The organism is Patescibacteria group bacterium (assembly GCA_028707065.1).
Lineage (GTDB): Bacteria > Patescibacteriota > Patescibacteriia > Patescibacteriales > WJLG01 > JAQTUZ01.
The window spans coordinates 39,131-50,243 of record JAQTUZ010000007.1 but is presented as its reverse complement, the minus strand read 5'-3'; the positions used below and the strand labels follow the sequence as shown (position 1 = coordinate 50,243).

The following is an 11,113-nucleotide window of genomic DNA, read 5'->3' as shown; positions in this document are numbered from 1 at the left end:
TAGGCATTAAATTATAAATTTTTATGAAAAAAACAATAATCCAAGAGCAGATTATTAGACAGATCGAAGCGCTTTTAATTCAATTAAAAGCTTCATTAAGCGTATCGGATAAAATTTCACCTCGCCCTTTTATAAATCAGGGGAAAGGACTTTCTGGTCTCACGGGTAAAATTCACGAACTTATTGATGAAGGATACTTTGGTGAGCCGAAAACAATTTCTGATTTGCAGAAAAAATTAAAAGATCGCGGTACAAATAAAGCAACAACGGATATTATGCCCTCATTGAAGCGTCTTATAGATAAAAAAATACTTGATAGGAATAAGCCTGGCAAGGGTTTATATAAATATTTTAAACGATAAAAATTATGAAAAAAGATCCAAAAGAATTAGCAGAAAATATTATTGCGCTAGTTATGGAATTGGCCGAGCTTGCAGCAGGAGGTAATGGTAAAGTAATAGCCATAAAAACTAAACATAGTTTAAAGGGTAACGGGAAGGAAACGTCCGGTGCAACTGGAGGCTTAAGAGTTTTAATTGACGAAGGATATTTTGATACTCCTAAACAGCTGCCAGAAATTATTGAGCGTCTCAAACAGGAAGGACGGCATTATTCAAATGCAACAATTTCAATGGGATTGTTAAATTTAGTTAGAGAAAGGGTTTTAACACGTTTCCGCGATAAAGGAGATAAAAAATGGAAATATGTAATTAGAAAATAACCAAAAATTTTATGAATCAAGAACAAATTAATGAACAAATTTTTAAAAGATTAGTAAAACTTGAAGAAGCTGTTTTTGGTCACGAAGAAACAAAGGAAAGACCAATTAAAGTTACGAAAAAGAAAAGTAAGGCCGAAGATTTAAAAGTTCCAATAAAAAAACTTTTTGATTTAGATTTTTTTAAAGAAGCAAAAATTGATATGGACGTATTTTCTGAATTGCAGAAGCGATTATTAACAAAGCAAAAGCCGTTGCGCTCAAGTATTGTAAACGTATTAAGAGATATGGTTAGAAAAGATTTACTTGAACGAGTAGACGTCAAACATGACAAAAAGAAACTGATAGGATATATAAATAAATCTTAACTTCGCGATTCATATGGAAAATGAACAAACTAAAAAAATATTAGAACAACTCGAGAACCACGAAAAAAGAATTCGCGAACTTGAGGATAATATTCGACTCACAAACCAAAAACCAGTTGATAAAAAGATGAGTGCAGAAAACGGGGAGGACTTAATTCTGTCTATTGTTAACAGGGTAGGAGATTGCGATGAAAGCGAAGAAGTACAAATCAAAGTTCTTGATCAGAAAGGCGTTGAAGCAAAAATTTTACTTTGTTTTTATGTCTCATATAAATATTTTAAAAACGTTTGGCTAACAACCGGAGATATAGAAAAGATTACATCTGGCCTGGGTACCAAAATAGACGTAGGCAATGTTTCGAATAAGATAAAAAAAGGAATTAGGCAGTACCTTGAAAGTGGAACTGTTATAAAGAAAGGCCAGCCAACTCCCTATAGGTTAAATCGTAAGGGCGTAAAGCGCTTCGAAGAAATTATTTATGAAAAAGAGAAATAAAAAGATTGCCGATTCTGCTCCCATGGCCTTAAAAATACTTTGGGAAGAGGGATATTTTAAAAATTGGATTGATCGAAGTAAGGTTGAAGTGTGTCTTAGTAAACGGGGAAATAATTTTCCAGAACACAATTTAAGGATGGCATTAGCACGTGCAAACTTTCTCACTCCTCGTAAAAACGGAAACATTGTTGAATATATTCAAAAAAAGCCTCTTGTAAGCAAGGATATTGATGATATTGAATCAGATTTATTTGATACTACATTGATTCAAAAACTCGGAAAGAGTTTCGAGCAAGAAATCGCTGATTTGCATCTTAATTTTGGGAGAAGCGGTAACTGTACCGCCTTTTTGCTTCGTAAAATTCTTGAAAAGTTGATTTATATTGCTTTCGCAAAGAACGGATTGGAATCAAAGCTAGAAGACGGGGTTGGATCGGGTAGATTAGTTGGTTTGGGTGCAATGGTTGATACCGCTGCTCGCGAGAAATTGGGAGGTATTCCATTCCTTTTACCTAAGACAGCGCGGGAGATTCGTGGCATCAAATTTCTTGGCGACACATCAGCGCACAATCTTTTAACTGATGTGGACATGAAGACTATTTTGCCTCAAATGCCATTTATTATTACGGCCTACAAAGAATTGGCACAACGAATATGACTTTGTCAATAAAATATAAATTTTTTTATGGATATTACTGAGGATATAATATTTACTTATATGACAATGGTTGGTTATCGTCCCAGTAACCTTATGATCGTAGTGACCGCGCATTTTTTAGTAGAGCATTTTATAAATAAAATAATTTTTGCTAAATGTAAAAATGCTAAAAAGATTATTGATTACTCATTTTCAACAAAATTAGAACTCGTAAATGCAATAAATTTGTTATCCGATGACTTGTATAAAAATATTAAAAATCTAAATCAAATCCGCAATAAAATTGTTCATACTCTTGAAATTAATATACAAAATAAAATTTTTTTTAAATCATCTGGGCAGAAGATTATCGTTAAAGTAGCAAAATCTAAAAATCCCGAGAGAGATTATTCAAAACTTTTATCGCTTGGGATTTTGAATAGTTTAAGAAATCATATGCTTCTAATATTGAAGGTTTCCCCGGAATATAAAAATTAATTATGGCCCGACTAACAAAAATCAGTTAAACTAACGTATCAATATTATGAGAGAAACTTGTCCAAAATCTGAGTATTTGGAAATAGATCCAGGGGTATCAAAATTAGCTGCCGATGTGTTGGCCGAGAAAGAGATTGCTGAAGCAGATAAATTATCCGAGGACATTACTTCGTCTAGAAAAAAGAAAAGGCTTGCTATAGAGGTTCTTCAGGAAAAAGTCGGAACCAAGCCAAAGCGACCCATGTTCTATCTTAACGATGAGTTGGGGTATCTCCCGTATCATACGAGAGATGCTATGAGAGATTTTGGAGATTATATTGATCACCTCATTAAATTTTGTTCTGCAGATAACTTGAGGAATAAAAAATACGAAGAAAAATCTTTAGGTTCCAATTTAATTAATCTCAAAGGTGCTATATCAGAAAAACTTAGATTGCGGCTTATCCAATTTAATAAGTTAGTTTATGTTCCCGCGAAACATGATTTTGATGTTAAAATCAGAAGACATCGGTTTACAAGCAAAGAAGTCGTTTTTGTATGTTTCATCACTATGGCTTTAGCCAAACAAATAGTTAAGATATCTGCACGCGCGAGAGATTATGCTGAGGATAGAATTTACGTGTAAGTTTGCCTTTATGAAAACTTGGCCAATAAAAAAATTAGTAGAAATAACCGAAAGATTAAATTTAGAAAAAGCTGTCGTTGGTTCATGGCCATATATTGAAATTGGTGATATTGACCTAGAAAACAAATCAATTAGCTTTAAGGATAAAAAATCTATAAAAGGTGCGGTTGTTGCACCAGAAAATACTGTATTAATATCACGCGTCCGTCCAACAAGGGGAGCGATTGTTTTAATTGATAAAAGTTATCCTGTCTCCTCTGCCTTTACGATTCTTAAAGCAAGGCAGTCGGAAACTTCATCAAGATTTTTATTTTATTGGCTTAGCAATTTCAAGAGTTTATCTATTTATTTACAAAGTAGACAAAAGGGAAGTAATTATCCGTCTGTTCGTGAAAAAGATATTTTAAATTTTGAAATTACTCTTCCGCCTCTCGAAATTCAGAAACAAATTGTTGAGCGGCTGGATAAAATCGCCGAGGCGAGGAAATTGAACGACGAGCTTATTCAAAAAACTGATGAGCTTTTTCAATCATTTTTGCATAAGGAATTAAATTCTTCTGGTAGGGAATGGGCGATAAAGAGACTTCCTGAAGTTTCAAAATTGGAAAGAGGAAAATTTACACCGAGACCAAGAAATGATCCTATATATTTTGGTGGCTCTATCCCATGGATTCAAACGGGTGAAATTGTTAATTCTGATGGGTTTATTAGAACATATCATCAAACTCTTAATGAAGAAGGACTGAAAGTTAGTAAAATTTTTTTCAAGGGCACAATAGTAATAACTATAGCAGCCAATATAGGTGATTTGGCTATTTTGGAAATTGATGCCGCATTTCCGGATAGCATTGTAGGCATACGTGCCGATAAGGATTTAATTGATAATAAATTTCTATATTTTCAACTTTTGTTATCAAAAAATTATTTAAATTCGGTAGCAACTCAAGCTGCGCAAAAAAATATAAATTTAGCTATATTGTCGAAAGTAAAGATTGTTTTGCCTACCCTTAAAATCCAAAAACAAATCGTTGCCAAACTTTCCGCGGTACAGGACTATAAAAAACAGCTACTCGAACAAAAATTAAAACTCAAAGAGCTTTTTGATTCAGTTTTGACCAAATCAATGAAGGGCTGAAATTTTTTAATAAAACAATGGCAGGGGGGGGATTAAAATTTTTTTGTTTTGGGCCCAGGTCTTCCTGTCTGCCGGCGGGCAGGAAATCGTTAATTTTTAAAACGCTAAACGTAAAGACCTGACACTCAATACAGTGCTTTGCTATAATTCAATGTTTAGCCAATATTAAATAAACTATAAGGGTGGGTTGACACGGCGTTTCTTATATGATACACTATTGTCATAATTATGAAAAGCAAAAAAAACCTTTTAGAACAGCTTAAATCATTGCCCCATTTCAGTAAAAGCACTATTTATCAGCTTGGCAAGCAGTTGGGGCTTGAAGATTCTACGGTTGATACTTATATCAGCCGGTTTTTGAAATATAAAGAAATTTACCGGCTAAAAAACGGATTATATATATCTGCCGATTTTTTTGATAAAAATAAAAACGATATTTCCTATTCTTTCTATCTCGCTAATATCATCCGCACCCCATCTTATGTAAGTTCTTGGGCTGCCTTGCAGTATTATAATCTCGCTACCGAGGCAATCCATTCTGTTACTTCAATCACGCCGAAGGTCACCAAGGATTATCAGACCAAAGCGGGAAATTTTTCCTATCAGTCGATTAAAAAAGAATTGTTTTCCGGCTTTTCCCTGGCTAAAGGGAAATTTGATTTTTATATCGCCTCGCCTTCCAAGGCTCTATTTGATCTGCTTTATTTCCGAACTCGCCAGTTTCGCGGTGTCAAGCTGGAAGAAATTAAAAGACTGATAGAAGAATTGCGGATAGATATGGATGAAATGGATAAAGCGGAACGGGATAAATTTTATTTAATGATTAAAAATATATGAGTGAGCAGATATTGAAAAATTTAAAAATAAAACTCGAAGAAGAATTGAGCGGTTATGGCGGCGCCGGTCCGGATGTAAAAGTGAATAAAGTTAAAGAAATATTGCAGTATTACGTTCTTAATTTTATCTATCATCATCCGGAGTACAATGAATGGATTATGTATGGCGGTTCCGCGCTTCGCATAATCCACGACCTTGACCGTATGTCGGTTGATTTGGATTTTGAAATCTCCCAGGCAGTTACGGAAAAATTATTGGAAGAATTAAAAAAGGAAGTTGAAGATTATTTTACCGATACTTATGGCGCCAGCGCTGATTTTTTAACGATAAAAATAACCTCCGGCCGAGGATTGATTTTGAAATTTAATGTCGGCAGAGAATTGAATCTTGGCCATCCCTCAAATTTTGCGCATGTAAAAATTGATCTTAATAATTTTGTCGCGCCGAAAACCGTCACCGAACGCCGGCCGATAAATCGCGGCCAGTTTTCTTTTGTTGTTTTGACATATAACATGGGAGCGCTTATGGCAAGCAAGCTGGCCGCTATTTTCTTGCGCGGCAGCCGCGGCGTAGGAGAAATTATTTATGAAGAAAAAGGCCGTGATATTTATGATCTTCTTTGGTATATGAATAAAAAAGTTGTGCCGGATTTTGATTATTTGATAGCCAAGGGTATTGATGTAAAAGATCCGAAAGCATTGTTTGATAAAATTACCATAAAAATATTGAATAACCCTAAAACTGATGAAAATCTTAAAAATGATTTATCTCCTCTTTTTGTCGACCAGGCGTTTATTGCGAATTGGCTTAGAAATTGGCGAGAAAGCTATTTACAGCTTCTGAAAGAATACAAGATTAATACAGTGACAGAATTGGAAAGCATTAAATTGCGTCAGGATTTTATGACCGACATTTTTTCTTTCGTCTTTTGGTATAGGACGGAAGATGGCGGCAAAGTCCGGATTAGTTATACTATTAGCGATAACTGGCTAAATTATGACGAAGGCAATTTGCCAACCAAGATAAACGACAAGGCGATTGAGTTTGTCTATGGCGAGGAAAAAAATCAGCTAAGCGATAAGTTTAAGCAGTACATAACTTTATTTTACGAGAAAATCGAAGCTTATTTTAAAAAAACTAATCGTATAATGCTTGGAGACGCCATTATTACTAAAACTATTCGGATGACGGCCGGCAATTTAAACCAGAAAGAGGAGATTTTGCTTAATAAATCGGCGCTGCTTTCTTGCGAGCTTGATGATCTGTTGAAATAATTTTATAGGATAAATTTATAATGGGGCTGGGTCTTCCTGTCTGCCGGCAGGCAGGTAATCGTGAATTTTAAAATCTTCAGCAGGTTGCGCCTTCGGGCGCGATTTTTTGTTTGTAGAAAACTTGTCAACAGTTAAATCTTGTCAAGTATTATTGACAAGATTTTTTAGTTGGTTATAATTAAAGTGCAATTGTTATGAATCTTCATTTAATTCAACAAAAACTGCTTGTTTTAGCTAGGGAACAAAACTTGGCCGGTTTGACTTTGCGCAAAATCGGGGAGCTGATCGGTGAGCCGAATAGTCCGCAGAAGATCAAACATCATTTGGAAAAATTGATTGAGAAGGGTTTGTTGCTGGTTGGCGCGGACGGCAAAACTTTAAAACCGGCCAGCGGCGGTATTGATGAAAAATCCAAATTGATTTCTTTGCCGATCATCGGTTCGGCTAATTGCGGCGAGGCGGCGGTTTGCGCCGAGCAAAAAGTCGAGGGGTATTTGAAAATTTCTTTAAAAATTTTGGGCGATGATTTGAAAACTAAATTGGCTGACTTGTTTGTTTTGCGCGCGGTTGGCAATTCCATGAATCACGCCAATGTTAAAGGCAAGAATATCGAGGAGGGGGATTTTGTTATTGTTGAAAAAAAACAAGACATTCCGGATAACGGCGATTATGTGGTTTCCACCATCGATGGCTTGGCCAATATAAAAAAATTTATTTTTGACAAGCAAAACAAACAGATTGCCCTGGTCTCGGAATCCAGCCTTGATTTGCCGCCGATCTATATCCATGAAGACGATTATTCCGCTTATCTTGTCTGCGGCAAGGTGGTCGATGTCATAAAAAAACCGGATGAGCTGGCGGCGCTTAGGAATTTGGCCGCCAAGGATGTTTTGCGAGAAATCGGGCCAATCTCCAAAGAGGATTATGATTATTACGAAAAAATATGATTAAAAAAAGCGGAATAGTTATCTATCGGTCTTCAAAGAACGAAGTGGAATTAAAAGTTAAACTTGAAAGAGATACTGTTTGGCTTACCCAAAATCAGATAGCTGATCTTTTTGGCACTCAAAGGCCGGCTATCACCAAGCATCTTGATAATATTTTTAAAGCCGGAGAGTTGCGTAAAAATTCAGTTAGTTCCATTTTGGAACATACTGCCAAGGACGGAAAAGTTTATAAAACTCAATTTTATAATTTAGACGCGATTATCTCTGTCGGTTACAGGGTCAATTCGCAAAGAGCGACAAGGTTTCGTGTTTGGGCAACTAAAGTTTTAAAACGATTTTTGATTTCCGGCTACGCAATCAACGAAAAACGGTTGCGGGAAGCTAAAAATAAATTTAAGGAATTGCAGGAGGCAGTTTTGTTTCTGCAAAAACAATCTAAAAAAGAATTGCTAGCCGGTCAGGAAGGTGAAATTCTAAGCTTGCTTTCTGATTATTCAAAAACACTTTCTTTGTTGGGCCAATATGATAAGGGTAAAATAGCGGAGAGAAAAGGAAAAAGATCGAAGTTTGTTTTGCAATATGAGGTTTGCGAGAAAATAATTACCGAGTTAAAAAAAGAATTATTTGCCAAGAGAGAAGCAGGGGATTTATTCGGGCAAGAAAGAGGTGGCAGCTTCGAAGGCATAATTAAAGGTCTTTATCAAACTTTTTCTCAAAAAGAGCTTTATCCGGCGATTGCAGATAAGGCGGCGCATCTATTATACTTAACCATAAAAGATCATCCGTTTTCCGACGGCAACAAGAGAACCGCTTCCTTCCTGTTTGTTTATTATTTAGACAAAACTGATTATCTTTTTAAAAAATCGGGCGAGCGAAAGATCAATGATAATGCCCTGGCCGCGTTAGCTTTGCTCGTTGCCGAAAGCGATCCGAAAGACAAAGAGATAATTATTAGAATTATAAAAAATTTAATTTCTGAATAATTATTTAGAAATAGTTTTATAAATGACGCAATCGGAATCTTTGGATATTTTGAAGTCGGGGGCGAATGTTTTTCTCACCGGGCCGGCCGGGTCGGGAAAAACTTTTGTTTTAAACAAGTTCGCCGAGTATTTGAAGGCGAATAAGATTCGGGCGGCGATCACGGCTTCGACCGGCATCGCGGCGACGCATTTGGGCGGGCTGACGATTCATTCCTGGGCGGGGATCGGCATCAAGGAAAATTTGATGCGCGATGATATTAAGGAAATAATGTGGAATGAAAAAGTCGCGGAGCGGATCAGCGCGGCCGAAGTTTTGATCATTGATGAAATCTCGATGCTGCCGCCGAATGTTTTGGAGATGGTCAATCATGTCTGCCAGGCGGTTAGGCAAAGCATCAAGCCGTTCGGCGGCTTGCAATTTGTCGCCTGCGGAGATTTTTTCCAATTGCCGCCGGTCGTCCGCGAGGGCGGCGAGAAAAAATTCGCTTTTGAGTCCGAGGCGTGGCAGAAAGCTGATCTGAAAATCTGCTATCTGGAAGAACAGCATCGCCAGGAAGATTCTGATTATTTAAAAATTTTAAACGAGATCCGCGGCGACAATGTTAGCGCCTGGGCCAGAGAAAAATTAAACAGCCGCTTGATGCAAAATATTTCCGGCTGGGACAAGCCGACCAAGCTATATACGCATAATATCGACGTCGACCGGATCAACAAGCAAGAATTGCATAAAATTATCGCCAAGCCCAAAACTTACGCGATGTCCGGTAAGGGCTCAAAAAAATTGGTGGAAAATTTGATGCGCGGCTGTCTGGCGCCGGAAGAATTGGTTTTGAAAGTCGGCGCGATCGTGATGTTCGTGCGCAATAAATTTTCCAACAATACGCCGATTTACGTCAACGGCACGATGGGCCGCGTTACCGGTTTCAGCGGCGCCAATATGCCAATCATTCAAACCAAGAACGGCAAAGTCGAGGCGGAAAAGGCGAGCTGGACCATTGAAGAAGGCGGACAAACTAAGGCGGAAATAATCCAGCTGCCGTTGAAGCTTGCCTGGGCGATCACGATCCACAAAAGCCAGGGCTTGAGCATGGACTGCGCGGAAATAGATTTGTCCGGCTGTTTCGAGCCGGGGATGGGCTATGTCGCCCTGTCCCGCGTCCGCACCTTGGACGGCTTGAAACTTCTCGGCCTGAACGAAATGTCTTTGCAAGTGAGCGAAAGAATTACCGCATTTGACAAAGAAATTAGAAAGAAATAGCATTAAAGCGATAACTAATTACATTATTTTTATGAACAAAAAAACAATCTCAAAATTTTTCGTCTTAGGGTTGGGGATTTTTGTGCTGGCGGGGTGCAGTGTTTATCCTTTTTCAACGCCGAATCTGCCGAGGGTGGCGCCGGTGCCGGTGCAACAGGCGCCGGAAGTGACGCCGAAGGCGACTTCAACGGGGGAGCAAGCTGTAACGTCGACGAAGATCGATACGAGCGGGTGGGAGGTTTTCAGCGATCCGGTTTTAAATTATCAATTCAAGTATCCGGCGAATTTTTTCCCGGGCGATGGCAAGCCGGTGATTAAGCTTTTTAGCTGTAACGCGGATCAGTTCGCTCAAACCTGCCCGCCGGTAGCGATCGACGGCGCAGCGAACATTGATGACCTGATTAAAAATGGCATGGTAAAAATCGGCCGGCAAGATATCGGTGGCGAGCGGTTTTGCACGCAAACCTGGTCCGAAGGCGCGGCCGGATCATCTTTTACCACTTACGCCTACACTAATGTTAATAATGGGAGTTGCGTCGCCGTGGAGATGACTATCCAATATGTCCGCTGTGAAAATTATGACGCCGGCCCGAACCGCGACGCGTGCCTTAACAAAAATAATGTTGTCGCGCCGGCAACGCTCGAGGCGATCTTGGCCAGCTTTAATTTCTATTACGCCGTGTCTTCTTCTTCGGTCAGCTCCGGCCAGGTTTTGCGCGAATTGCAGTTGGGCAAGGATTATCAGATAACAACGCCGGCCGGATATTTTGACGAAGGGCCGAGAGCTTTTGAGGTTACTTGTAATATGGCCAAAGAATGCCCTTGCATTTATAATCCGTCCGACAGTATTTATAATCATATCAGCCAGGACAAACGAACATTCTGCCAATTTGTCCCGCCCGCGCGTAAAGGAAATTTTTGCGTCCAAGAATTCAGCGGAGCCGCGGCCGGCACCATTTACGCGACTTATTTTTACACGACGGCGATTCCCGGTTCGGCCGATCGCTGCGCCTTGCTGCAATTTACCAAGCACTTTACCAGTGATTGCGGGGTTGTCAGCGGCAAGGGCGCCGAGGAATTCACCGCGCAATGCGAGAAGGAAGGGGCTGATTCGCCGGGGATCATCAATAAGGTTGTCGAGTCGTTTAAAATGGTTCAATAAAAAAGCGGTAACACACCCCGTCAGGCCGAGGCGGCCTGCCACCCCTCTCGAGAGGGGACTTTTCTACACACCCCGTCCTCGCGCGGTGCGAGTCCACCCCTCTTGATAGAGGGGAATAATTAGTAAGGTTGTCGAGTCATTTAAAATGGTTCAATAAAAAAGCGGTAACACACCC

14 protein-coding genes are annotated in these 11,113 nt (G+C 39.0%); all 14 read left to right on the top strand.

Annotated features, from left to right (window positions below; translation table 11 throughout):
* Window positions 1–23: 23 nt before the first annotated feature.
* The 14 genes from PHE24_03345 (at window position 24) to PHE24_03280 (ending at window position 10,938) form a co-directional block, all read left to right on the top strand.
* Window positions 24–362: a hypothetical protein gene (locus PHE24_03345; GenBank protein ID MDD4902147.1), complete on the top strand. Its 339-nt coding sequence runs from the start codon at window positions 24–26 to the stop codon at window positions 360–362.
* 5 nt (window positions 363–367) lie between these two features.
* On the top strand, window positions 368–721 hold the full coding sequence (locus PHE24_03340) for a hypothetical protein (protein ID MDD4902146.1): 354 nt from the start codon (window positions 368–370) through the stop codon (window positions 719–721).
* Between the two features lie 11 nt (window positions 722–732).
* A complete protein-coding gene (locus PHE24_03335; GenBank protein ID MDD4902145.1) occupies window positions 733–1,086 on the top strand; it encodes a hypothetical protein in 354 nt (117 codons plus the stop codon).
* A gap of 13 nt (window positions 1,087–1,099) precedes the next feature.
* Window positions 1,100–1,582 carry a hypothetical protein gene (locus PHE24_03330; protein ID MDD4902144.1) on the top strand — a complete coding sequence of 161 codons (483 nt, stop codon included), beginning with the start codon at window positions 1,100–1,102 and terminating at the stop codon, window positions 1,580–1,582.
* Window positions 1,566–2,240 carry a hypothetical protein gene (locus PHE24_03325; GenBank protein MDD4902143.1) on the top strand — a complete coding sequence of 225 codons (675 nt, stop codon included), beginning with the start codon at window positions 1,566–1,568 and terminating at the stop codon, window positions 2,238–2,240. The genes PHE24_03330 and PHE24_03325 overlap by 17 nt, the downstream gene beginning before the upstream one ends.
* 27 nt (window positions 2,241–2,267) lie before the next feature.
* Window positions 2,268–2,717: a hypothetical protein gene (locus tag PHE24_03320; protein ID MDD4902142.1), complete on the top strand. Its 450-nt coding sequence runs from the start codon at window positions 2,268–2,270 to the stop codon at window positions 2,715–2,717.
* Window positions 2,718–2,763: 46 nt separating this feature from the next.
* The gene (locus PHE24_03315; protein MDD4902141.1) at window positions 2,764–3,342 is read left to right on the top strand and encodes a hypothetical protein; all 579 of its coding nucleotides are present in this window, start codon (window positions 2,764–2,766) and stop codon (window positions 3,340–3,342) included.
* Entirely contained in the window at window positions 3,317–4,477 is a 1,161-nt protein-coding gene (locus tag PHE24_03310; GenBank protein MDD4902140.1) for a restriction endonuclease subunit S, read from the top strand. Before PHE24_03315 ends, PHE24_03310 begins: the two co-directional genes overlap by 26 nt.
* Before the next feature lie 228 nt (window positions 4,478–4,705).
* Window positions 4,706–5,314: a hypothetical protein gene (locus tag PHE24_03305; protein ID MDD4902139.1), complete on the top strand. Its 609-nt coding sequence runs from the start codon at window positions 4,706–4,708 to the stop codon at window positions 5,312–5,314.
* On the top strand, window positions 5,311–6,588 hold the full coding sequence (locus PHE24_03300; protein ID MDD4902138.1) for a nucleotidyl transferase AbiEii/AbiGii toxin family protein: 1,278 nt from the start codon (window positions 5,311–5,313) through the stop codon (window positions 6,586–6,588). Before PHE24_03305 ends, PHE24_03300 begins: the two co-directional genes overlap by 4 nt.
* 194 nt (window positions 6,589–6,782) lie before the next feature.
* The gene (locus PHE24_03295; protein ID MDD4902137.1) at window positions 6,783–7,535 is read left to right on the top strand and encodes a S24 family peptidase; all 753 of its coding nucleotides are present in this window, start codon (window positions 6,783–6,785) and stop codon (window positions 7,533–7,535) included.
* Window positions 7,532–8,518 (top strand): RhuM family protein, encoded by a 987-nt coding sequence (rhuM, locus tag PHE24_03290; GenBank protein ID MDD4902136.1) that lies wholly within the window; start codon window positions 7,532–7,534, stop codon window positions 8,516–8,518. The genes PHE24_03295 and rhuM overlap by 4 nt, the downstream gene beginning before the upstream one ends.
* A 22-nt stretch (window positions 8,519–8,540) precedes the next feature.
* On the top strand, window positions 8,541–9,776 hold the full coding sequence (locus PHE24_03285) for a PIF1 family DEAD/DEAH box helicase (GenBank protein MDD4902135.1): 1,236 nt from the start codon (window positions 8,541–8,543) through the stop codon (window positions 9,774–9,776).
* 31 nt (window positions 9,777–9,807) lie between these two features.
* A complete protein-coding gene (locus PHE24_03280) occupies window positions 9,808–10,938 on the top strand; it encodes a hypothetical protein (protein ID MDD4902134.1) in 1,131 nt (376 codons plus the stop codon).
* Window positions 10,939–11,113: the final 175 nt, after the last annotated feature.